At 58.4% G+C, this 24,024-nt stretch carries 21 protein-coding genes; 12 read left to right on the top strand and 9 right to left on the bottom strand.

Translation table 11 applies throughout. From position 1 onward, the window contains the following. Positions 1-290: 290 nt before the first annotated feature. Together AAEZ03_RS22850 and AAEZ03_RS22845 are read right to left on the bottom strand one after the other, a co-directional pair. Complete coding sequence (locus tag AAEZ03_RS22850) at positions 291-1,511, bottom strand: CaiB/BaiF CoA transferase family protein (RefSeq protein ID WP_350581792.1); 1,221 nt, start codon at positions 1,509-1,511, stop codon at positions 291-293. Positions 1,512-1,525: 14 nt separating this feature from the next. Next, positions 1,526-2,707, bottom strand: coding sequence for an acyl-CoA dehydrogenase (locus AAEZ03_RS22845; protein ID WP_048373804.1), 1,182 nt, complete (start codon positions 2,705-2,707; stop codon positions 1,526-1,528). 158 nt (positions 2,708-2,865) lie between these two features. Between AAEZ03_RS22845 and AAEZ03_RS22840 the strand changes: the two genes are divergently transcribed. The 10 genes from AAEZ03_RS22840 (at position 2,866) to AAEZ03_RS22795 (ending at position 12,699) form a co-directional block, all read left to right on the top strand. Then, positions 2,866-3,762 (top strand): LysR family transcriptional regulator, encoded by an 897-nt coding sequence (locus tag AAEZ03_RS22840; RefSeq protein WP_278942062.1) that lies wholly within the window; start codon positions 2,866-2,868, stop codon positions 3,760-3,762. Positions 3,763-4,198: 436 nt separating this feature from the next. Then, positions 4,199-5,320 carry a Re/Si-specific NAD(P)(+) transhydrogenase subunit alpha gene (locus tag AAEZ03_RS22835; RefSeq protein ID WP_048373800.1) on the top strand — a complete coding sequence of 374 codons (1,122 nt, stop codon included), beginning with the start codon at positions 4,199-4,201 and terminating at the stop codon, positions 5,318-5,320. A gap of 11 nt (positions 5,321-5,331) precedes the next feature. After that, positions 5,332-5,655 carry an NAD(P) transhydrogenase subunit alpha part 2 gene (locus tag AAEZ03_RS22830; RefSeq protein ID WP_047279135.1) on the top strand — a complete coding sequence of 108 codons (324 nt, stop codon included), beginning with the start codon at positions 5,332-5,334 and terminating at the stop codon, positions 5,653-5,655. Beyond that, on the top strand, positions 5,652-7,088 hold the full coding sequence (locus AAEZ03_RS22825) for an NAD(P)(+) transhydrogenase (Re/Si-specific) subunit beta (protein ID WP_048373797.1): 1,437 nt from the start codon (positions 5,652-5,654) through the stop codon (positions 7,086-7,088). Before AAEZ03_RS22830 ends, AAEZ03_RS22825 begins: the two co-directional genes overlap by 4 nt. 179 nt (positions 7,089-7,267) lie before the next feature. Continuing rightward, a complete protein-coding gene (scpC, locus tag AAEZ03_RS22820) occupies positions 7,268-8,758 on the top strand; it encodes a succinyl-CoA:acetate CoA-transferase ScpC (RefSeq protein WP_048373796.1) in 1,491 nt (496 codons plus the stop codon). Between the two features lie 318 nt (positions 8,759-9,076). After that, the gene (locus AAEZ03_RS22815) at positions 9,077-9,292 is read left to right on the top strand and encodes a DUF1127 domain-containing protein (protein WP_048373794.1); all 216 of its coding nucleotides are present in this window, start codon (positions 9,077-9,079) and stop codon (positions 9,290-9,292) included. Between the two features lie 299 nt (positions 9,293-9,591). Then, a complete protein-coding gene (locus tag AAEZ03_RS22810; RefSeq protein ID WP_048373793.1) occupies positions 9,592-9,909 on the top strand; it encodes a DUF2388 domain-containing protein in 318 nt (105 codons plus the stop codon). A gap of 191 nt (positions 9,910-10,100) precedes the next feature. Then, positions 10,101-10,394, top strand: a complete 294-nt coding sequence (locus tag AAEZ03_RS22805; RefSeq protein ID WP_123750565.1) for a DUF2388 domain-containing protein — start codon at positions 10,101-10,103, stop codon at positions 10,392-10,394. Positions 10,395-10,420: 26 nt separating this feature from the next. Next, positions 10,421-10,741, top strand: a complete 321-nt coding sequence (locus tag AAEZ03_RS22800) for a DUF2388 domain-containing protein (RefSeq protein WP_350581787.1) — start codon at positions 10,421-10,423, stop codon at positions 10,739-10,741. After that, positions 10,738-12,699 carry a DUF7844 domain-containing protein gene (locus AAEZ03_RS22795; protein WP_278941023.1) on the top strand — a complete coding sequence of 654 codons (1,962 nt, stop codon included), beginning with the start codon at positions 10,738-10,740 and terminating at the stop codon, positions 12,697-12,699. Before AAEZ03_RS22800 ends, AAEZ03_RS22795 begins: the two co-directional genes overlap by 4 nt. A 29-nt stretch (positions 12,700-12,728) precedes the next feature. Here the strand turns inward: AAEZ03_RS22795 and AAEZ03_RS22790 are convergent, their stop codons facing one another. The 7 genes from AAEZ03_RS22790 to AAEZ03_RS22760 all read right to left on the bottom strand — a co-directional run bounded on the left by AAEZ03_RS22790 (position 12,729) and on the right by AAEZ03_RS22760 (position 22,267). Beyond that, complete coding sequence (locus AAEZ03_RS22790) at positions 12,729-13,616, bottom strand: response regulator (RefSeq protein WP_350581786.1); 888 nt, start codon at positions 13,614-13,616, stop codon at positions 12,729-12,731. Between the two features lie 164 nt (positions 13,617-13,780). Beyond that, positions 13,781-14,533: a phosphate signaling complex protein PhoU gene (gene phoU / locus AAEZ03_RS22785; RefSeq protein ID WP_048373785.1), complete on the bottom strand. Its 753-nt coding sequence runs from the start codon at positions 14,531-14,533 to the stop codon at positions 13,781-13,783. 111 nt (positions 14,534-14,644) lie between these two features. Next, entirely contained in the window at positions 14,645-15,478 is an 834-nt protein-coding gene (gene pstB / locus AAEZ03_RS22780) for a phosphate ABC transporter ATP-binding protein PstB (RefSeq protein ID WP_350581784.1), read from the bottom strand. Positions 15,479-15,658: 180 nt separating this feature from the next. Beyond that, positions 15,659-17,329 (bottom strand): phosphate ABC transporter permease PstA, encoded by a 1,671-nt coding sequence (gene pstA / locus AAEZ03_RS22775; protein ID WP_350581782.1) that lies wholly within the window; start codon positions 17,327-17,329, stop codon positions 15,659-15,661. A gap of 15 nt (positions 17,330-17,344) precedes the next feature. Continuing rightward, positions 17,345-19,630, bottom strand: coding sequence for an ABC transporter permease subunit (locus AAEZ03_RS22770; protein ID WP_350581780.1), 2,286 nt, complete (start codon positions 19,628-19,630; stop codon positions 17,345-17,347). A 197-nt stretch (positions 19,631-19,827) separates the two neighbouring features. Then, positions 19,828-20,814, bottom strand: a complete 987-nt coding sequence (locus AAEZ03_RS22765; RefSeq protein WP_048373778.1) for a phosphate ABC transporter substrate-binding protein PstS family protein — start codon at positions 20,812-20,814, stop codon at positions 19,828-19,830. A 163-nt stretch (positions 20,815-20,977) separates the two neighbouring features. Continuing rightward, positions 20,978-22,267 (bottom strand): MFS transporter, encoded by a 1,290-nt coding sequence (locus AAEZ03_RS22760; RefSeq protein ID WP_273224596.1) that lies wholly within the window; start codon positions 22,265-22,267, stop codon positions 20,978-20,980. A gap of 373 nt (positions 22,268-22,640) precedes the next feature. On the opposite strand from AAEZ03_RS22760, the gene AAEZ03_RS22755 reads away from it, so the two are divergent. Together AAEZ03_RS22755 and AAEZ03_RS22750 are read left to right on the top strand one after the other, a co-directional pair. Further along, positions 22,641-23,042: an acyl-CoA thioesterase gene (locus AAEZ03_RS22755; RefSeq protein ID WP_048373769.1), complete on the top strand. Its 402-nt coding sequence runs from the start codon at positions 22,641-22,643 to the stop codon at positions 23,040-23,042. 25 nt (positions 23,043-23,067) lie between these two features. Next, positions 23,068-23,964, top strand: a complete 897-nt coding sequence (locus AAEZ03_RS22750) for a D-hexose-6-phosphate mutarotase (RefSeq protein WP_278941031.1) — start codon at positions 23,068-23,070, stop codon at positions 23,962-23,964. The last annotated feature ends 60 nt before the right edge of the window (positions 23,965-24,024 follow it).

Here is a 24,024-nt window from a genome sequence, read left to right as displayed (position 1 = left end):
ACATCAACCACTTGCGCTTCCGATCTCTCGTTAGCGGGAGGCGAATTCTACAGCGTTACACGCTGCTGTCAACACCTAATTTCCTGCTTCGATGAATTGAAGCTGGCACCGTCAAAATCATCCAACTCGTTGATATTCAAGGAGTTTTCCGTTTCGACTGCGCCGGAAGTGGTGCGAATTATAGGCCGTTATAACAGCGAGTCAAGAGCTAATTGAGCGACTCTATCAATTAACTTCTATATCTCCAAAAACACACCTATATAGAGGGGGCTAACGCCCCCTCTATATAGCTACAACACTCCGGACTGCCGCAAAAGCTCCAAGTCCACCGTCGTCACCCCAAGCACACGCGCCAACACCTCCTGCGTATGCTCACCTAACAACGGCGGCGCCCTGCGATACTCCACCGGGGTTTCGGACAACCTTATTGGGCTCCCCACCTGCGGCACCAAACCTGCCAGCACATGCGGTAGCTCAAAAGCCAGCCCCCGCGCTTGCACCTGAGGATCCGCAAACACCTGCGCCATCTCATTGATCGGCCCACAAGGCACGCCCACCGCCTCTAGCTGCTCAACCCATTGCGCCGTCGTCTTGAATACAGTCGCCTGACGAATAAGCGGCACCAGCACAGCACGGTTGGCAACCCGCTGCTTATTACTGACAAAGCGCGGATCATCCGCCCAGCCAGGCTGCCCCGCCACCTCAGCAAACTTGCGAAATTGACTGTCATTACCCACGGTCAAGATAAAATCGCCATCGGCTGTAGGGAAATCCTGATAAGGAACAATATTAGGGTGAGCATTCCCCAGGCGCTTGGGCGACACGCCTGTCGTCAGGTAATTCATAGCCTGATTGGCCAAGCACGCCACTTGCACATCCAGCAGCGCCATATCGATATGCTGCCCGCCGCCATCATGCTGACGATGAGCAAGCGCCGCCAAAATGGCGACTGTCGCGTAAAGCCCCGTCAGAATATCCGTCAGCGCAACCCCAACCTTGACCGGCCCGGCCCCCTCCTCACCCTCAGGCCGACCGGTCAGACTCATCAGCCCGCCCAACCCCTGAATCATGAAGTCATAACCAGCCCGCTTCGCATACGGACCCGTCTGTCCAAACCCGGTAATGGAGCAATAGATCAGCTGCGGATTGACCGCCTTGAGCGACGCATAATCCAGCCCATACGCCTCCAGGCCACCCACCTTGAAGTTCTCGATCAAGATATCGGACTTCGCCGCCAGCTCCCGCACCAGGCGCTGCCCTTCAGGCTTGGTGAAGTCGATGGTCACCGACTGCTTGTTACGGTTAGCCGACAAGTAATAAGCCGCCTCCCCCGTGCTCTCTCCATAAACATCCTTAAGGAAGGGCGGCCCCCACGCGCGCGTGTCGTCGCCATTGCCCGGGCGCTCAACCTTGATCACCTCAGCGCCAAGGTCCGCCAGAATCTGCCCAGCCCACGGCCCAGCCAGTACTCGCGATAAATCCAGCACCCGCAAATGCGATAAAGCACCCATGAGCCAAGCTCCTGTTAATAGAACGCCTGAAGACCCGTCTGCGCACGCCCAAGAATCAAGGCATGCACGTCATGCGTCCCCTCATAGGTATTCACCACTTCCAGGTTAACCAAGTGACGCGCCACCCCGAACTCGTCGGAGATACCATTGCCACCCAACATGTCCCGCGCCATACGCGCGATATCCAGGGACTTGCCGCACGAGTTGCGCTTCATGATCGAAGTAATCTCAACCGCCGCGGTTCCTTCATCCTTCATCCGCCCCAAGCGCAGGCAACCCTGCAAGGCCAACGTAATCTCGGTCTGCATATCCGCCAATTTTTTCTGGATCAACTGGGTCGCCGCCAACGGCCGACCGAACTGCTGACGATCCAGCGTGTATTGACGCGCCGTGTGCCAGCAAAACTCTGCAGCGCCCAATGCGCCCCACGAGATGCCGTAGCGTGCGGAGTTCAGGCAGGTGAACGGCCCTTTCAAACCGCGAACATCCGGGAAGATGTTCTCTTGCGGCACAAACACGTTATCCATCACGATCTCGCCAGTGATCGACGCACGCAAGCCAACCTTGCCGTGAATCGCCGGAGCGCTCAGGCCCTTCCAGCCCTTCTCCAGCACGAAGCCACGAATGTCACCCTCGTCGTCCTTCGCCCACACCACAAACACATCTGCGATCGGACTGTTGGTGATCCACATTTTGCTGCCCGTCAGGCTGTAGCCGCCATCCACCGAGCGCGCACGAGTGATCATCGCGCCAGGGTCAGAACCATGGTTAGGCTCCGTCAGACCAAAACAGCCAATCCACTCACCTGACGCCAGCTTCGGCAGGTACTTCTGCTTTTGCGCCTCAGTACCGAACTCATTGATCGGCACCATGACCAAGGAAGACTGCACACTCATCATCGAGCGGTAACCCGAGTCCACGCGCTCAACCTCACGAGCAATCAGGCCGTAGCTAACATAGTTCAAGCCACTGCCACCGTACTGCTCAGGGATCATCGCCCCCAGCAAGCCCGTCTCACCCATCTCGCGAAAGATCGCCGGGTCAGTCTGTTCATGACGGAAAGCCTCCAGAACACGTGGCGCCAGCTTGTCTTGAGCAAACTGCTCAGCGCTGTCACGCACCATGCGCTCTTCTTCAGTGAGCTGCTGATCCAGCAACAGTGGATCAATCCAGTTGAAGCTTGCTTTACCCGCCATGTAAGAACCCTCGCGAAATAGATCAAATGTCGTGCGCCGATCCTAGGCCGCCCCCTATAAAGAGTACAAACGAGGATTCAGCACGCCGTTGTGATAATTTCTCACTCCGTGACAGCCTGAAAGGCCATTTCTGATCACCTTTAGTGAGGAAGCCGTACATGCGCCGCAAGATCCCCAGCACAACCGCTTTGATCAGCTTTGAAGCGGCTGCACGCCATGAGAGCTTCACCAAGGCCGCACACGAACTATCCCTCACTCAAGGCGCTATCTGCCGACAGATCGCCAGCCTTGAAGAATTCCTCAGTGTAGAACTCTTCAGACGCTCCAAGCGGGGCGTGAAACTGACAGAAGCAGGCCTTTCCTACAGTCGGAGGGTTGCGACGCAACTGGATGCCGTCGAACGCGACACGCTGTCCGTGATGGGGCAACAAGGCGCCAACACCATTGAGCTGGCCGTCGTCCCCACCTTCGGCACGCAATGGCTATTGCCCCGCCTCAAGGACTTCCAGCAACAACACCCCGACGTCACCGTCAATCTGACAAACCGTACGCGCCCCTTCCTGTTTGCCGACACCGACTTCGACGCCGCCATCTACTTTGGCGATGCCGACTGGTCCGGCACATCGTCCCACCGGCTGATGGGCGAGAACCCCCTGCCCGTGTGCAGCCCATCACTGCTGGGCGACCGGAAAAGCCTTAGCGCCCAGGCATTGGCCGAACTCCCGCTGCTCCAGCAAACCACTCGCCCCTACGCCTGGCGCCAATGGTTCAACGCCCAGGACATGAGCGTGCCGCGCGACATGACCGGGCCGCGCTACGAACTGTTTTCGATGCTGGCCCAAGCCGCCATACACGAAATGGGCGTCGCGCTGATCCCGCCCTTCCTGATCCAGCGCGAATTAGCCGAGAAACGCCTGGTGATCGCCAACCCGCACACACTGCCCAGCACCAAGGCTTACTACCTAATGATCCCAGAACGCAAAATTGAGTCAGCGTCGTTACACGCCTTCCGTGACTGGCTGATCAAGCAGGCCGCGGCCTACAGCTTGATTTGAGAAAACTAAAACCCTCAAAAAACAATGTAGTGATACTTAAAAACCAACTACATATGTACGTAAATGTCGCCATTTTGCACGCTTGACTTAAGTCTAACTGGACAAACCCGAAAGCCAGTAACCACGTGGCCTACAGGGTATTTCTGAAAGTTATGCAGCGATAACCAAAAGAAATGTGAAAAAAACTCGAAAACAGCCTTAAATCTCTACAAGCCTTATAAATAAAGGCCTACAGCTGACCATTGCGACATTCGGTCACTGCATGACTTGTAGTAAAAAATCCGTCACCCTTCATAAGTTCTTGAAAGCCCCAAAAATCGCCAGCAGAATGCCGCGCCCCACCCAATATTTGGTGGGATCGTGCTGATCGGCCGCCCCAGTCGCACCATCCGTAGTGCGCTGGCTTTCTTATAAAAGATCACGCAGGAGATATGACGTGCACATTGGTGTTCCTCTCGAAACCCAAACGGGTGAAACGCGGGTTGCTGCAACCCCGGAAACCATCAAGAAGCTGATCGGCCAAGGCCATAAGGTGACTGTTCAAAGCGGCGCAGGCATTAATGCCAGCGTGACTGACAGCGCCTATGAAGCCGCAGGCGCAACTATTGGCAGCGCCACAGACGCCTTTGGCGCCGAGCTGATCCTTAAAGTAGTTGCCCCCAACGACAGCGAGCTGGCCTTGATCAACAGCACCGCCGTGCTGATTGGCATGCTCAACCCGTTCAGCAATGAAACCATTGCCAAACTGACCGAGCGTGGGATCACCGCCTTCTCGCTGGAAGCTGCCCCTCGCACCTCGCGTGCGCAAAGTCTTGATGTGCTGTCATCCCAAGCCAACATTGCCGGCTACAAAGCTGTACTGCTGGCCGCCCACCATTACCCGCGCTTCATGCCTATGTTGATGACCGCCGCAGGTACGGTAAAAGCCGCCCGCGTGCTGATTCTCGGCGCAGGCGTTGCCGGCCTGCAGGCCATTGCGACAGCCAAGCGACTGGGTGCGGTCATTGAGGCCTCAGATGTGCGGCCTGCAGTCAAAGAGCAGATCGAATCGCTGGGCGCCAAGTTCGTCGACGTCCCTTACGAGACCGACGAAGAGCGCGAATGCGCGGTCGGCGTGGGTGGCTATGCACGCCCGATGCCTGCCAGCTGGATGCAGCGCCAGGCCCAGGCTGTACACGAACGCGCCAAGCAAGCCGATATCGTCATCACCACCGCACTCATCCCCGGCCGCAAAGCACCGGTGCTGCTGAGCGCTGAAACCGTGGCGCAGATGAAGCCTGGCTCCGTCGTCATCGACCTCGCTGCAGCCCAAGGCGGCAACTGCCCGCTGACCGTGGCCGATCAAGTGGTCGTCGAAAACGGCGTGATCATTGTCGGCCCGACCAATCTGGCCGGAGAAGTTGCCGCGGACGCATCAGCGCTGTACGCCCGCAACCTGCTGGACTTCCTCAAGCTGGTCTTCACCCCTGAAGGGCAGTTCCAGATCAACCTTGAAGACGACATCGTCGCCGCGTGCCTGATGTGCCGCGACGGTCAAGTTGTACGCAAAAACGGCTGAGGATAAAAACAATGGAAGAGCTCATCTCCCCCGGTGTCTACAACCTGATCATCTTCGTGCTGGCTATTTATGTCGGCTACCACGTGGTCTGGAACGTTACTCCTGCACTGCACACCCCGCTCATGGCCGTGACCAACGCCATTTCCGCGATTGTGATCGTCGGCGCCATGCTCGCTGCCGCGCTCACCGTCACCCCGTTGGGTAAAACCATGGGCACCCTGGCTGTCGCCTTGGCGGCCGTTAACGTATTCGGTGGATTTTTGGTCACCCGGCGCATGCTGGAAATGTTCAAGAAGAAAGCACCTAAAGCCAAAGAAGAGGTGCGCAAGCCATGAGCATGAACCTGGTCACTGTTCTCTACCTGGTTGCATCGATCTGTTTCATCCAGGCCCTTAAAGGCCTGTCGCACCCCACCACCTCGCGTCGCGGCAACCTGTTCGGCATGCTCGGCATGGCCCTGGCCGTGCTGACCACCATCGGGCTGGTGTACAAACTGGGCGCTGAAATCGCGACCACCGGCATCGGCTATGTGATTGTGGGCCTGCTCATCGGCGGCACCGCCGGCTCGATCATGGCCAAGCGCGTCGAAATGACCAAAATGCCAGAGCTCGTCGCCTTCATGCACAGCATGATCGGCCTGGCAGCGGTGTTTATCGCCATTGCCGCCGTGGTAGAGCCGCAATCGCTGGGCATCGTTAAACACTTGGGCGACGCCATCCCGGCCGGTAACCGCCTCGAACTGTTCCTGGGCGCCGCCATTGGTGCAATCACCTTCTCGGGTTCGGTCATCGCGTTCGGCAAGCTGTCGGGCAAATACAAGTTCCGCCTGTTCCAGGGCGCACCGGTACAGTTCAGCGGCCAACACAAACTCAACCTTGTGCTGGGTCTGGCGACACTGGCCCTGGGCGTGACCTTTATGCTCACTGGCAACCTCAACGCCTTCGCGCTGATGCTGGCCCTGGCGTTCGTACTGGGCGTGCTGATCATCATTCCGATTGGCGGCGCCGACATGCCGGTCGTGGTTTCGATGCTCAATAGCTACTCGGGCTGGGCGGCGGCTGGTATCGGCTTCTCGCTGAACAACTCGATGCTGATCATCGCCGGTTCGCTGGTCGGTTCGTCGGGCGCCATCCTGTCGTACATCATGTGCAAAGCGATGAACCGCTCGTTCTTCAACGTGATCCTCGGTGGCTTTGGTGGCGCAGCGGACGCTGGCGGCCCTGCCGGTACACAAGAAGCACGCCCGGTTAAATCCGGCTCGGCTGACGACGCGACCTTCTTGCTGACCAACGCCGACACCGTGATCATCGTTCCGGGTTACGGCCTGGCCGTGGCACGGGCGCAGCACGCGCTTAAAGAGCTGACCGAAAAACTGACCCACCGCGGCGTAACCGTCAAGTATGCGATTCACCCGGTGGCGGGTCGTATGCCCGGCCACATGAACGTACTGCTGGCCGAGGCAGAAGTGCCTTACGACCAAGTGTTCGAAATGGAAGACATCAACTCCGAATTTGGTCAGGCCGACGTCGTGTTGGTGCTCGGCGCCAACGACGTGGTTAACCCGGCGGCCAAGAACGATCCGAAATCGCCTATCGCGGGCATGCCGATCCTCGAAGCCTATAAAGCCAAAACCGTCATCGTGAACAAACGCTCCATGGCCAGCGGCTATGCGGGCCTGGATAACGAACTGTTTTATCTGGATAAAACCATGATGGTCTTCGGTGACGCCAAGAAAGTTATTGAAGATATGGTCAAAGCCGTCGAGTAACATCGCGGCCTGGTAACACCGAGAACCCCGGCACTTAATTCGCCGGGGTTTTTTATTTCTGACTGATCCCGACCAAAGGCTCTAAATCGGCCTGCGGCATTCGACCATGGTAGCGGGACGCCGCGCTTTGAAAATGAATAGACTGCGCATCTTGCTTCCGTTGCCCGAGATAACAATCCATGTACCGTGAACGTATTCGCCTGAACTCCCTGCACGATAAGGTTATGAGCGCCGAAGAAGCCGCCGCCCTTATTAAAGACGGCATGACCGTCGGCATGAGCGGTTTCACCCGTGCCGGTGAAGCCAAAGCCGTGCCACAAGCCTTGGCCGAGCGCGCCAAGCACTCGCCGCTGAAAATCACCCTGATGACCGGCGCCAGCCTGGGCAACGACCTCGACAAGCAATTGACCGAAGCCGGCGTACTCGCACGTCGCATGCCGTTCCAGGTGGACAACACACTGCGCAAGGCAATCAACGCCGGCAAAGTCATGTTCATCGACCAGCACTTGTCCGAAACCGTCGAGCAACTGCGCAACAAGCAACTCACCCTGCCGGACATCGCGGTCATCGAAGCCGTTGCGATTACCGAGCAAGGCCACATCGTGCCGACCACGTCGGTGGGCAACTCCGCCAGCTTCGCGATTTTCGCCAAACAAGTGATCGTCGAGATCAACCTGGCGCACAACCCGAACCTGGAAGGTCTGCACGACATCTATATCCCGACCTACCGTCCGACCCGCACACCAATCCCGTTGGTGAAAGTGGATGACCGTATCGGTAGCACTGCCATCCCGATCCCGGCCGAAAAAATCGTCGCGATCGTGATCACCAACAAGGCTGACTCACCGTCGACAGTCAGCGAGCCTGATAGCGAAACCGCCGGTATCGCCTTCCACCTGATCAACTTCCTCAAAAAAGAAGTGGATGAAGGCCGCATGACCAACAAGCTCGGCCCGCTGCAAGCCGGTATCGGCAACATCGCCAACGCGGTGATGTGCGGCCTGATCGACTCGCCGTTCGAAGACCTGACCATGTACTCCGAAGTACTACAGGACTCGACCTTCGACCTGATCGACGCAGGCAAAATGCGCTTCGCCTCGGGCAGCTCGATCACCTTGTCCGAGCGTCGCAACTCCGACGTGTTCGGCAACCTTGAGCGTTACAAAGACAAACTCGTGTTGCGCCCGCAAGAGATCTCCAACCACCCGGAAGTCGTTCGCCGCCTGGGCATCATCGGGATCAACACCGCGCTGGAGTTCGACATCTACGGCAACGTCAACTCCACTCACGTCTGCGGCACGCGGATGATGAACGGCATCGGCGGCTCGGGCGACTTTGCCCGTAACGCACACTTGGCCATCTTCGTGACCAAGTCGATCGCCAAAGCCGGTGCGATCTCCAGCGTAGTGCCGATGGTCAGCCACGTTGACCACACCGAGCACGATGTCGACATCCTGGTCACCGAACAAGGCCTGGCTGACTTGCGTGGCCTGGCGCCGCGTGAGCGCGCCCGCGTGATCATCGACAACTGTGTGCACCCAGACTTCCGTGAAGCGCTGAATGACTACTTCACCAAGGCCTGCGCCATTGGCGGCCACACCCCGCACATCCTGCGCGAGGCGTTGAGTTGGCACATCAACCTGGAAGAAACCGGGAAAATGCTGCCGTAACACGCGTGCTAGACAGCCGCCGTCGAAAACACTGTTTTTTGCGGCGGCTTTTTTATGCCTTCCCGACAAAAACTGTACTTCTGTACTGGTAATTTCTTACCCTTATCAGGGTCACTTCCCACAAAAATGACTAGAAACGCACCAACTTAGTGCCGACAGGTACAGTTGTGCTCGTTTATGGCCGTACAGCGCCTATAAACAGTTAACTGGCTCATCGTAATACAGGTGAACTGTATCTACAGAGTCTGGACGTAGAGGAGGATCATTGGCATCAGTTAAACCACTAGCCAATGCCGCCACAAGCGGAAGGATGCCATCATGGAACGTACACTCAGTTCCGATCTGTTCACCGAAAGCAATGCTGTAAACACCCAGGCTTCCATGCCTTTGCGCGTACTTGCCAACCTGATGTTGTGGCAGCGCCGTATCTCCAGCCGCCATCAATTGGCTCGCCTGGACTCGCGTCTTCTGGCTGATGCCGGTATTAGCGAAGCACAGCGTTACGAAGAGCTGAGCAAGCCGTTCTGGCGCTAACGAGCGCTCGCTGGCCCTGACCATCGGTCCACCGCCAGCACCCAGAATTGAAAAAACAAAACCCGTCGCGGGTAACCGCCGACGGGTTTTGTCGTTTTGGGCGGCTATTTTTGAGCGCCAGAAGCATGACAAGTACAGTTTTATAAAAATACGAATAGACCAGTACAATCACGAAAAAGCCTGATCCAGAGCATCCTGTCTGCACCGCAAGGCAAAACATCCTTTGCGACACGCCGCCCTGCGCCTACTATTCGCCTATAACCGACTATTTTTATACGACCCTCTTCTGGAGTATCACCATGCCCACTCTTCGCCTGCTCAGCGCTGCCGCCTTGCTGACACTCGCTGCCAGCGCCAGCGCCTCCAGCTTTCTCGTGACAACCGATGCCATCGTGGGCGCCCTGAAAGCGACCTCCGACCTGACCTCCGACGCGACCGGCTCGCTGCGCAACAACAAAATCGTGCGCGAAGCCCGTGACGACGCCGCCAGCTTTGTGGCCAGCGAAGGGGCAATCCGTGGTGTGAAACTGGAAAGCGCCTTCGACGCCATTCGCCAGCAAGCGCCTCAACTGCAAGCCAGCGATGCCCAACTGGCGCAGGCAATCCTCGCGATCTGATGTTTGATGACCTGTGGGGGCGGGCTTGCTCGCGATGCAGACCACATGGTGTCTCTGAACGGGCGCTGTGATGCTATCGCGAGCAAGCCCGCTCCCACGGGAATAGCATCAAAGATGAAGATCCCGCCACGTACTGGTTCTGACCCGACCATTACGCTAGCCTTGGGCCTCGATCACACAGAACGAGACCCATGCGTTTTTCTTTACTAGCCCTGCTTGCCCTCTGCTGGACTCAATCAGCCCACGCCTTCGACACAACCACGCAAAATACCGTGCTCACCGGCTACGTCACCAGTAAAGTGACGTCCGCGCCTTTCGATCACAAACTGCTATGTGCCGCCCAGGATGACGCTGCCGTCTTTATTGCCAGTGACGGTCAACAGCGAGGCGCGCAGCTGGAGTCTGCCTTGCGCTATCTGCGCCAGACCCAGCCTGAATTGAATGCCTCCGACCTTGAACTGGCACAAGCAATTCTCGTCCAATAAATACCCGCGTTTTCTGGAGATGTTTCATGCGTAGCCCTTTAATTGTCGCCACCCTTGGCCTGTTGTTGCTCGCCGATGTGGCGCAAGCACAGACCGTTGTGCAGACCAGTAACATCATCGTGCGCGCGTTTGGCCGTTCCATCGACTTCACCTCCGACACCACCACGTCCATTCGTGACTCTAAAGTAGTCCGTGAAGCCCACGATGACGCCGCCACATTCGTCGCCAGCGAAGGCTCCATTCGCGGCGTGCAACTGGAGTCCGCCTTCAATACCCTGCGCGACCGCCTGCCTGAAGCGCGTAACGCCAGCGACCAAGACCTCGCCGAAGCTATCCTCGCGCTGTGAAACCACTGACGGGCTGGCTCGCGGCGTGTGCCCTGCTGCTTATTGGCAGTAATGCCCACGCAGCCCTCCATCTGCAGCTCAAAACAGAGGGTCTGACACCCGCCCAGCAGCACGCCAGCCAAACGCTGCTCGATGAAGCCATGCAAAAGCTGCCCCCGCGCTTCATCGAGCAACTGGATCGCCAGATTGTGGTCGGCTGGAGCGATGACATGCCCAGCAACGCCTACGGGCAAGCCTCGTTGGTGTCTGAGCTGGACTTGAATCGCAACCTCCTGGCCAGCCTCACCGATGGCTCGGCCGCGACTCAAAAGACCAATCGCCCCCACGGCACCGTGCGCCAGGAAATGCTCGCCACCGTCCTGCACGAGCTGACCCACCTCTATGACCGCGCCCGCCTCTGGCCTGCCGCAGACCGCACGCTCATCCAGCGCTGCGCACGGCAAAGCAGCAGCACGGGGCTCATCGGCCTGCCCGACCCATGCCGTGGCCAGACCGAACGCCGCTTTACCCTCAGCGATGACCCGCGCCTGCTCGACCTCGCCGGTTGGCAGCAATACGTAGGCCGCCGTGGTGAGCGCGAGCAAGACAACCACCAGATCGTGCGCAGCCCGGACCTGTACGAAGTCACCAACCCCAAAGAGTTCGTTGCGGTCAACATGGAGTACTTCCTCCTCGACCCGGCCTACGCGTGCCGGCGCCCGGCGCTATACCGCTACTACAAAGATCATTTCGGCTGGGCACCCGCCGCCAAAGACGACTGCCCCAAGAGCTTCCCCTTTTTGAACGCCGGCAACGACTTTGCCAAACAGCCGCTCGGCACCGTTGATCCCGAGCGCGTATACGCCGTCGACTACCTGCTGGCCGAGGCCAACCAGGAATGGGCCAGCCGCTGGGGCCACAGCATGCTGCGCCTGGTGATTTGCGCCCCCGGCCGGCCACGCGGTCCAGATTGCCGACTCGACCTGCAAGAACACTTGGTGTTGTCCTACCGGGCGTTTGTGAACGACGTACAGCTTTCAAGCTGGGACGGCCTGACCGGCGCCTACCCGTCGCGCCTGTTTGTACTGCCGCTGGCCCAAGTCATCGACGAATACACCAAGACTGAACTGCGCAGCCTCGCCTCTGTACCGCTGAACTTGAGCCGCCCGGAAATCGAAGAAGTGGTTGAGCACGCTGCCGAGATGCATTGGAGCTACGACGGCAGCTATTACTTTGTGTCCAACAACTGCGCAGTCGAGACCCTGAAACTGCTGCGCAGCGGCAGCGACAACGCCCAGCTCAAAGGCCTGGACAGCATCGTGCCCAATGGCCTGCTGGAAGTGCTCAAAGCCCGTGGCCTGGCAGACACCAGCGTGCTGGACGACCCGCGCGAGGCGCTGCGTATGGGCTACCGGTTTGATTCCTACCGCGACCGCTATCAAGCCATGTTCGACGTGCTGAAAACCCGTCTGCCAATCAAACAGACCAGCGTTGAAGACTGGATGGCCCTGGACGCCGAGCAACGCCGCCCATGGTTTGAAAAAGCCGACCTGCGCGCCAGCGCGGCGTTGTTGCTGCTCGAACAGGCCAGCTTCCGCCGCCAGTTGCTGCTCGCTCAAGACGAGGTCAAGCAAAAGTACCTGGGCGCACGCGGGCTTAAAGATGGCGGCATGGACAAAGCCAACAAAACCCTGCAAGAGATTCTCGCCAGCAGCGGGTTCCTCAGCCGCCCGGCCGAATTGCTCGGCAGCAGCGGCTATGGCCTGCCCCAGGCCAAAGAATGGCAAATGCTCGAGTCCGAAAGCAGCCAGCGCCAGCAACAGTTGCTACGCCTGACCAGCGACCTGGACAAAGAAGTGCGCAGCCTCCTTGAGCCGGCCCGCGCAGCAGAAATCGCCGCCACTGAAGCCAACGTCAAACAGATCGGCGAACACCTGCGCGCCATTCACAAAGCCGCAGGCGGCCTGCAACTCCCGTAGGAGCGAGCTTGCCTCGCGATCTTTTGATCTTACGCCCCCGGCACAAACTGCTTCTGCGCGGTGCCGTGGGCGATCAGCCGCGACAGGTAGTTCATTTTCTCGGCATCCTGATCCACAAAGCGGAAGGTCAGTTGCAACCAGTCGCTGTCCGGCTTGGGCTCGTACGCGACGATCGCGTGCAAATAGCCATTCAGACGCGCCACCTCGGCCCGCTCGCCTTGCTCCAGGTCCAACACCGCACTGGCCAGGATCTGCGGCAGCTCATCACCACGACGCACCACCAGCAGCGCCTCCTTGAGGCTGAGCGCTTTGATCACGCACGGCTGAATCCCCGTAGGCAAACGCAACTGCCCTTGGCCGCGCCCCGTGGGTGTCTGACTGGCCGGGCGGGCCACAGGCGCCGCTACTGCAGCCGGTCGACTTGGCGCAGTCGGCGTCACCACCTGCGCTTTGCCACCGGTCAAGGCACTCAGCGAATCGTTGGCTAGGCCGGTGCTGGCTCGCACCGGGGCGCTGGCCATTACCGCATTCAGCAAGCCGGCCTTGGTGAAGGCCTTTTTCACTTTGGTCAGCAATTGCTCATTGGTGAACGGCTTGCTGACGAAGTCCGAAACCCCGGCCTGAATCGCCTGTATCACGTTCTCTTTATCACCACGGCTAGTGACCATGATGAACGGCAGCGCTTTAAGGCGGTCCTGCTCACGGCACCACGTCAGCAGCTCAAGGCCGGACATCTCCGGCATTTCCCAGTCACACAGCACAAGGTCAAACGGCTCACGTGTCAGCAGCGCCTGAGCTTTGCGGCCGTTGACCGCGTCTTCGATGCGGATACCGGGAAAATAGTTACGCAGGCAGTTTTTAACCAGATCGCGGATAAACGACGCGTCATCCACCACCAATACACTGACCTTGCTCATCGACTGCTCCTTTAGAATCCTGACAACCCTGCGCCAAATGATGGCCATTTGCCAAGACCGATCAGCGCCTCGCCCCTTTTTACAGTTCGCCAAGCGCCTTAACTATAAACGCCACAAACGAAAACGCCCGGCAATGAGCCGGGCGTTTTATGTCGCGGGCAGTCTTAGTTATCGTCCGCTTGCGACTCAACATTAGCCTTGGTGCCTTCAACTTCTTCACGCATGCGCTTAAGGCCCATGTGGCGCACGTCTGTACCGCGTACCAGATAAATCACCAATTCCGAGATATTGCGTGCGTGGTCGCCGATACGCTCCAGCGAACGCAGCACCCAAATGATGCTCAACACACGCGTAATGGAGCGCGGGTCTTCCATCATGTATGTGGCCAGCTCGCGCAACGCCGTTTTGTATTCGCGGTCGATGATCTTGTCGTACTGCGCCACCGACAACGCCAGGTCAGCGTCAAAACGCGCAAAGGCGTCCAAGGCATCGCGCACCATGTTGCGCACCTGGTCGCCAATGTGGCGCACCTCCACGTAGCCGCGTGGCGCCTCGCCTTCTTCGCACAGCTGAATGGCCCGGCGCGCGATCTTGGTCGCTTCGTCACCGATGCGCTCCAGGTCGATCACCGACTTGGAGATGCTGATGATCAGCCGCAAGTCAGAGGCCGCAGGCTGGCGACGGGCCAGAATGCGCAGGCACTCCTCGTCGATGTTGCGCTCCATCTGATTGATCTGTTCGTCGATCTCACGCACTTGCTGAGCCAACCCGGAGTCGGCCTCAATCAACGCCGTGACCGCGTCATTAACCTGTTTCTCGACCAGCCCGCCCATGGCCAACAAGTGGCTGCGTACTTCTTCGAGTTCCGCATTGAACTGCGCGGAAATGTGATGGGTGAGGCCATCCTTTGAAATCATGGTCTTGCTCCGCAAAAGCCTCAAGCGACAAGCTTCAAGCTACAAGTTAAATGTGTCGTTACGCCGCTCTGCTTTCTCTTGCCGCTTGAAGCTAAAAGCTTGCCGCTGCGTCTAGCCATACCGCCCGGTTATGTAGTCTTCGGTCTGTTTTTTGGCCGGGTTGGTGAACAGGGTATCGGTGTCGCCGTATTCAACCATTTTGCCCATGTACATGAACGCGGTGTAGTCCGAAACCCGGGCCGCCTGTTGCATGTTGTGGGTCACGATGACGATGGTGAACTTGGACTTGAGTTCGTAGATCAGCTCTTCGACTTTCAGCGTCGAAATCGGGTCGAGCGCCGAGCACGGCTCATCGAGCAGCAACACTTCAGGCTCAACGGCGATGGTACGGGCAATCACCAGACGCTGCTGCTGACCACCGGACAAGCCCAGTGCCGACTCGTGCAGACGGTCTTTCACCTCGTCCCACAATGCCGCGCCTTTAAGTGCCCACTCCACTGCTTCGTCGAGCACGCGCTTTTTGTTGATGCCCTGGATGCGCAGACCATACACCACGTTTTCGTAGATGGTCTTGGGGAACGGGTTCGGCTTCTGGAACACCATGCCCACACGACGGCGCAGCTCGGCCACGTCTTCGCCCTTGCGGTAGATGTTGTGGCCGTACAGGTTGATTTCGCCTTCCACCCGGCAACCGTCAACCAGATCGTTCATGCGGTTAAAGGTACGCAGCAAGGTGGACTTGCCGCAGCCCGACGGGCCGATAAACGCGGTAACCCGCTGTTTCGGAATGTTCAGGCTGACGTCGTACAGTGCTTGTTTTTCGCCGTAGTACAGGTTCAGGCCCGGCACTTCAATGGCGACAGTTTCGTCAGCCAGGCTCAGGCTCTGTTTGCTGCGACCCAAGGCTGACATGTTAATGCCGTGGGTTGAGGAATCATGCTGCATGGGTTGCTCCATACGCTAAATATTCGTTTTGGCTATCTATGGTCACTAAAAAGGGCCAGTGGTATGCCAGATTCTGTGGGAGCGGGCTTGCTCGCGATTCAGGCGGCTCGCTCTAACCTTGAAACCGCAGAGATGCCATCGCGAGCAAGCCCGCTCCCACACTTAAGATTCCGTTATCTATCAGCTATCCAGCGCCTTGTACTTCTCGCGCAGGTGGTTACGGATCCACACCGCCGACAGGTTCAGGGTCGCGATCACCAGCACCAGCAGCAGCGCGGTGGCGTACACCAGCGGGCGAGCGGCTTCAACGTTGGGGCTTTGGAAACCCACGTCATAAATGTGGAAGCCCAGGTGCATGATCTTCTGGTCAAGGTGCAAGTAAGGGTAGTTGCCATCCAGCGGCAGCGAAGGCGCCAGTTTGACCACGCCCACCAGCATCAGTGGCGCCACCTCACCCGCGGCGCGGGCCACGGCCAGGATCAGGCCGGTCATCATGGCCGGGCTGGCCATCGGCAGCACGATCTTCCACAAGGTCTCGGCCTTGGTCGCACCCAGGGCCAACGAACCTTCACGGACGGTACGCGGGATACGCGCCAGCCCTTCTTCTGTGGCCACAATCACCACCGGCACCGCCAGCAGCGCCAGGGTCAACGACGCCCACAACAGTCCAGGCGTACCGAACGTCGGCGCCGGCAAGGCTTCGGCAAAGAACAGCCGGTCAACCGAGCCGCCCAACACGTAGACAAAGAAGCCGAGGCCAAACACTCCGTACACAATGGCCGGCACGCCTGCGAGGTTGTTGACTGCGATACGGATGACCCGCGTCAGGGTGTTTTGCTTGGCGTATTCACGCAGGTACACCGCAGCAAGAACGCCGAACGGGGTCACGATCACGGCCATGATCAAGGTCATCATCACCGTGCCGAAAATCGCCGGGAAGATCCCGCCTTCGGTGTTGGCTTCACGTGGGTCCTGGCTCAGAAACTCCCAGATGTTGCCGAAATACATGGCCAGCTTCTGCCAGCTGTTCATGTTGTTCGGTTGATAAACCTTCACCACTTTGCCGATGTTGATTTCCAGCTCTTTGCCGTTGGCATCACGGGCCGTGAGGCTGTCGCGGTTGAACTGTGCGTGCAAGTCGGCCAAGCGGTCCTCGACCGCTTTATAGCGTGCGTTCAGCTCGGCACGCTCGGCGTCCATGTCTGCTTGTGCGGTGGCATCCAGCTTGCCTGCCAGCTCCAGTTTGCGGCCGTGCAAACGAATACGCTCCAGCCCGGCGTTGATGGCGCCAATGTCTTTCTTTTCCAGCTGGCTGAGTTGCGCTGCCAGCGCATTAACGCGTTTAACGCGCGCCTTCAGCTCGGGCCAGGCCGCAGCACCTTCAGCCACCACCTGACCGTTTTCTTTCACGTTGACCAGATAGCCGTAGAAGTTGCCCCACTCGCGACGTTCAATCGCCATCAGCTCTGGCGACGTGCTTTGGTCGGTCAACCACTCACCCACCACCCAGGTAAAGTCGTTGCCGTTGAGGTCGCGGTTACCCACCTTGATCAGCTCACGCGTCATGAACTCCGGGCCTTGGTCCGGCACAGGCAAGCCCGCACTTTTAAGGCGCTCACGGGGCACTTCTTCTTTTTGCACCACTTCGCCGATCACCAGGTGATCAGCACTGCCTGGCACGTTGTATTGCGCATGTATCAGGTCGGCCGGCCAAAAATGACCCAGACCGCGCACGGCAATGACCGACAGCAAACCGATGGTCATGATGACCGCGATGGTCACCGCACCACCGCTGATCCAGACGCCGGGGGCGCCGCTCTTGAACCAGCCTTTGAGGGAGTTCTGCTTCACAGACTTCTACCTTCCTTAAAGCGACGAATATTTCTTGCGCAGACGCTGACGGATCAGCTCGGCAAGAGTGTTCATGACAAAGGTGAACAACAGCAGCACCAGCGCCGAGAGGAACAGCACGCGGTAATGACTGCCGCCCACCTCCGACTCCGGCATCTCCACCGCTACGTTCGCCGCCAAGGTGCGCAAGCCTTCGAACAGGTTCAGTTCCATGACCGGGGTGTTACCCGTGGCCATCAACACAATCATGGTCTCGCCAACCGCACGGCCCATGCCGATCATCAAGGCCGAGAAGATCCCCGGGCTGGCCGTCAGGATGACCACGCGGGTCATGGTTTGCCACGGCGTAGCGCCCAGCGCCAGCGAGCCCAATGTCAGGCCGCGCGGCACGCTGAACACGGCGTCTTCAGCAATCGAGTAGATATTCGGGATCACCGCAAAGCCCATCGCCAGCCCCACCACCAATGCGTTTCGCTGGTCGTAGGTGATGCCCAGGTCATGGGAGATCCACAGGCGCATGTCGCCGCCGAAGAACCAGGCTTCCATGTACGGGCTCATGTACAGCGACAGCCCGCACACCAGCAGCACCACAGGAATCAGAATGACGGTTTCCCAGCCTTCCGGGATCCGCAAACGAATGGACTCCGGCAGGCGGCTCCAGCCAAAGCCCGCCAGCAGAATGCCCACCGGCATCAGCACCAGCAGGCTGAAAATCCCCGGCAAGTGACCTTCGACATACGGCGCCAGGAACAGACCGGCGAAGAAGCCCAGAATCACCGTCGGCATGGCTTCCATCAGTTCGATCACCGGCTTGACCTTGCGGCGCAGGCTCGGGGCCATGAAGTAAGCGGTATAGATCGCTGCGGCAACCGCCAGCGGAGCCGCCAGCAGCATGGCGTAGAACGCCGCCTTCAAGGTCCCGAAGGTCAACGGCGCCAGGCTCATCTTCGGTTCGAAGTCGGTGTTGGCAGCAGTGGATTGCCACACGTATTTAGGTGCGTCGTAGTTCTCGTACCAGACCTTGCTCCACAGCGCGCTCCAGGAGACTTCCGGGTGCGGGTTCTTCAAGAACAGCGGGAGCAACTTGCCGCCCTCTTCCACGATGATGCGGTTGGCACGTGGCGACAGCGCCATGATGCCAGGGCCTTCAGCGACCTTTTCTACTAATAAAGTGCGATGCGCGGTGCTGTGGAACACGCCAATCTCACCGGCCGCGTCCAGGGCCAAAAAGCCTTTGCGGCGCTGCTCGGCGGTAATCTCAACAATCGGCGACGTGCCCATCTGGAAGCTGCGGATGTGCTTGAAACGCAGCTCACCGTCCGAATCACGGGCCATAAACCACTGGCTCAGACCGCCTTTAGAATCACCAAAAATCAGCGAGATCCCGCCGACCAATTGCGTGCTGGCGGTGATTTCGGTGTTGGCGTCTTCCAGCAGTTTGTAACGGCCATTAAGGCTCTTGTCGCGCAAGCTGAACACATCCGCCTGGGCCCGACCGTTGACCACATACAGCCATTGCTGGCGAGGGTCGATATACAGCGCCTTGACCTTCTCGGTCATCTGCGGGAGATCGATGCGGCTTTCGGACTTGGTGACCTCGCCGGTCATCATGTTCTCTTCACTGGTCAGCGTGACGACGTTCAGTTGCGAGCCTGTAGACCCCGCCAGCACGACGGTCGAGTCGTTCACGTTGAGGTTCACGTGATCCAGCGCGAGGCCGCGCGGGTCAAGGGTGATCGGCGCATCGCCATACGGGTATTCAATGGCCGGGGTGATGGTCTTTTTGCCATCCGGGTAACTGACTTTATAGGTGTGCCGGAACACCAGCGCCTGACCGTTGGACAGGCCCAACACCACCACCGGGCTACCCGGCTGGTCTTCACCGAGCGAGGTCACGTGGGTATCGGCCGGCAGCGGCAGGTTAACCCGCGACAGTTCGCTGCCATCCTTGACGCTAAAGAACAGCACCATGCCCTTGTCCGACACGCGCATACCCACCTGATTCTGCTCTTCAACCGAGAGCATCAGAGGCTTGCCAGCATCTTGCATCCACACCGGTGTTATCGGCGTTTTGGCGGTCAGGTCAGCACCCTGGAACAGCGGGTACACCACATAGCCCAAGAAAAAGAAAATCAGCGTGATGGCGCCTAGCACGGCAAGGCCGCCAATAAACACATACCAACGGGTCAGATGATCTTTGAGCGCACGGATGCGACGCTTGCGTTTGAGTTCAGGCGTATTGAAATCAATGCGCTTGGGAGCGGAGGTCGAAGTCATTCGGGAATTGGCCAGATCATTCATGCGCACACCCTAGCGGGCCTGTATGACAAAAAGATGACAAATCAGTGACGCAAAAAACCGCTGACCAGCGGACCTGGTAGCGGAACGAAAATGCAGCGAACCTGTAGTCGCTACCGCAGGCTACGATGAGTCTTTCAAGACCTCAAGGCAACGGCTAGCACCGTAACCTCATCGCAGCCTGCTGCATAGCAGAAGGCTTAGTTGCCTTCTTTCAGACCCAGGTCAGCCAGGGCTTTTGCAGCCACTTTAGCCGGCAGCGGGATGTAGCCGTCTTTCACGACCACTTCCTGACCTTGCTTGGACAGGACCAGCTTGATGAACTCGGCTTCCAGCGGGTTCAGCGGCTTGTTAGGCGCCTTGTTCACATACACGTAGAGGAAACGCGACAGCGGGTATTTGCCGTTCAGTGCGTTCTCTTCGGTGTCTTCGATGAAGTCAGTGCTGCCTTTTTTGGCCAGTGCGACGGTTTTCACGCTAGCGGTTTTGTAACCGATGCCCGAGTAACCGATGCCGTTCAGCGAGGAGCTGATGGACTGCACAACCGACGCCGAGCCAGGTTGCTCGTTCACGTTAGGCTTGTAATCACCTTTGCACAGGGCTTCTTCTTTGAAGTAGCCATACGTGCCGGATACCGAGTTACGGCCAAACAGCTGAACCGGCTTGTTAGCCAGATCGCCTTTGACGCCCAGGTCGCCCCAGGTCTTCACATCATCTTTAGCACCGCACAGACGAGTCGACGAGAAAATCGCGTCCACTTGTTCCATGGTCAGGTGCTGGATCGGGTTATCTTTGTGCACGAACACCGCCAGGGCATCCACAGCCACCGGCACGGCGGTTGGCTTGTAGCCGTACTTCTGCTCGAAAGCAGCCAGTTCGGTGTCCTTCATTTTGCGGCTCATCGGGCCCAGGTTAGAGGTGCCTTCAGTCAGTGCAGGTGGCGCGGTGGCAGAGCCAGCGGCCTGAATCTGGATGTTTACGTTTGGATATTCTTTCTTGTAAGCCTCAGCCCACAATGTCATCAGGTTCGCCAGGGTATCGGAACCAACGCTGGACAGGTTGCCAGACACACCGGTGGTCTTGGTGTAAGCCGGGATAGTCGGATCTACACCCGTCGCAACCGCGTTAGCAGCCGCAACGCCCGCGGCGACAAAAGTCAGGGCCGCCATCACACGCTTCAGTTTCATGCCTTACTCCTAGCACCGGGTTAGATGAATCGGGGGCCAGTATCAGCAGGCCTGATGACCACTCTATGAACCGATTGTGACAATTAGATGAAATGCCATCATTGAGCCATAAATGATGGCACTCATCGAGACTGCTAAAAGGCGTGAAGCTTGAGCTGCGTGATCAGCGCCCCTTTTTCCACAGATAAGCGCCCACGCACAGGCCCATCAGGGCAATAATCGCCACGTAATACGCCGGGCCCATCGGGCTTTCCTTGAGCAACAAGGTCACGGCCATGGGCGTCAGACCACCGAAGATTGCGTAGGCCAGGTTGTACGAGAACGACAAACCGCTGAAACGGATAACCGGCGGGAAGGCTTTAACCATGACATACGGCACCGCGCCGATGGTGCCTACAAACAAACCGCTCAAGGCATACAGCGGGAACAGCCAATCTGGGTGTTGCAACAGGCTGTGATAGAAGGTCCACGACGTGATCAACAGCGCGGCGCAGCCCACCACAAAGACTTTGCCCGCACCAAAGCGGTCGGCCAGGGCGCCCGAAGCGATGCAACCCAGGCTCAGGAACACAATGGCCAGGCTGTTGGCTTGCAATGAAGTGGTGGCCGGGAAGCCATACACGGTTTGCAAAACAGTGGGGGTCATCAAGATGATCACGATGATCCCGGCAGACAGCAGCCAGGTCAGCAGCATCGAAATCACAATGGCGCCACGGTGATCACGCAATACCGTTTTAAGCGGCACTTCTTCGGCCAGCGCCTTGCGCAGTTGCAGCTCGGCAAACACTGGGGTCTCGTGCAGCCAGCGGCGCAGGTACACCGCGAACAAGCCGAACACACCGCCCAACAGGAATGGAATACGCCAGGCGAAGTCCGAGACTTCAGCCGGGGTGTAGATCGAGTTGATGGCAGTGGCCACCAGCGAGCCCAGCAGAATACCGGCCGTCAAGCCGCAGGTCAGGGTGCCGCAGGCATAGCCAACGTGACGCGCCGGCACGTGCTCCGAAACAAAAACCCACGCCCCCGGTACTTCGCCACCAATGGCCGCGCCCTGGATCACACGCATCAGCAGCAACAGGATCGGCGCCAGCATGCCGATCTGCTCATACGTCGGCAGCAACCCCATGATCAGCGTCGGCACAGCCATCATGAAAATGCTCAAGGTGAACATCTTTTTGCGCCCCAGCAGGTCGCCGAAGTGCGCCATGACGATGCCACCCAACGGCCGTGCCAGGTAACCCGCGGCAAAAATGCCAAAGGTCTGCATCAGGCGTAGCCACTCGGGCATGTCAGCCGGGAAAAACAGCTTCCCGACGACCGTGGCGAAGAACACAAAGATGATGAAATCGTAAAACTCCAGCGCACCGCCCAGAGCGGACAACGACAAGGTTTTGAGGTCATTACGCGACAACGGTCGCGAGGGGGGTGCGGCACTGGAAGGCTCAGTGATCATGAGGTATGGCTTCTCTTATTAGGTTCGGCGAAAGCTGCATCGATGCCGGCAAGGCTTGGTAGGCCTTGAAAGATAACAAATTGTTTGCAAAAGCATAGAGCTAGACGCACAGCGGCTTGAAAAAGCAGAACCGGAAGGTCGTCGGGCGAGCGATCGCCCGATATACTCGTGCCCGAATGAAACATTCGGAAACTACCAGGGTTACTGTGCGAAAGCGCCCGCTGGGCCCTCCCCAGCCGATTTCGCAGAGTTTCCCTTGGCGCGGCTTATGAAGAACGTGACGAACGTAGTATGTTCGGGCTGAATCGTTTTTCTTTAGACGCTTATTCACCCGCAATACACATGATGAATCACGGGTCAGAGGCCCTTCGGCATGATAGAGCTCGAACAAGAAGATCCAATCCCGCAAGGCGACCTCGCTTTGCAAATCACCGCATTGCCACGCGAAACCAATGGTTTCGGCGATATTTTTGGTGGCTGGCTGGTCTCGCAAATGGACCTGGCCGGTACCGCAATGGCCAGCAAGGTTGCGGGTGGCCGAGTAGCCACCGTCGCCATTGATCGCATGGCGTTTCTGGTGCCTGTGGCCGTCGGCGCGCAGTTGTCGTTCTATACCCAGGCACTGGAAATCGGCCGCAGCTCGATCCAGATGATGGTTGAAGTCTGGAGCGACGACCCGCTGTCCAGCGAATGGCGCAAAGTCACCGAAGCCGTGTTTGTCTTCGTTGCCATTGATGGCAGCGGCCGCACACGTTCCGTTCCGCCACGCCGCTAACCCGCCCCTGTATAGAGAGCCTGCCATGTACCACATTGAGTCTGTCACCCTGGACGAACTGGAGTGCTGGCACTTTCAGCATGGCCAGGCCCAGCTACTGGTCGCCAAACAAGGCGCACAGGTGCTCAGCTACCAGGTTGGCGATGAGCCGCCGATTGTCTGGCTCAATGAAAAAGCCCAATTCAAAAAAGGTCATGGCATCCGCACCGGCATGCCGGTGTGCTGGCCGTGGTTTGGCAACCTGGCGCGCAACCCGGACAGCGTGCAGGCCATGCGCGACAGTACTGAGCCCGCCACCGCCCACGGCCTGGTGCGCACCCGTGAATGGGAAGTGCTGGAAATCGACGATGCAGGTGAAGCCCTGCACATTGAGTTGGGACTGCCCCACATCGAAAGCGGCCTGCCCGGTTGGCCCCATGACGTGGCACTGACCCTGAACATCCGTCTCGATACCCAGTTGCATGTCAGCCTCACCAGCCACAACCGCAGCGACGCACCGGTGAGCATCAGCCAGGCGCTGCACAGCTATTTCGCCGTCAGCGACGTGCGCAAGGTTCATGTCGAAGGCGTTGAGAGTCTGACCTACATCGAAACCCTCGACGACTGGAAGCGTGTGCAACAAGTCGGCAACTTGACCTTTACTGGTGAGACCGACCGTATCTACCTGGACACACCGCCACAGTTGAGCATTGTCGATGCAGACTGGCACCGCCGCATTCAGCTCACCAGCCAAGGCTCGCGCTCTGCCGTGATCTGGAACCCGTGGATCGACAAAACCGCCACCCTCGGCGACATGGCGTTAGATGGCTGGCAACGCATGCTGTGCATTGAAACCGCCAACGTCATGGACGACATCATCACCCTGGCGCCAGGCGCAAGCCACACCTTGAGTGTGAGCATCAGCAGCCAAAAACTGGCCTGAACCGTAGGAGCGAGCTTGCCTCGCGATCTTTTGATCGTTTAAAAGATCGCGAGGCAAGCT

The sequence above is a fragment of the Pseudomonas sp. HY2-MNA-CIBAN-0224 genome, from assembly GCF_040310285.1.
GTDB lineage: Bacteria > Pseudomonadota > Gammaproteobacteria > Pseudomonadales > Pseudomonadaceae > Aquipseudomonas > Aquipseudomonas helleri.
Note: the sequence above shows the minus strand (reverse complement) of the source record. Positions and strands in the feature narration are given on the sequence as shown.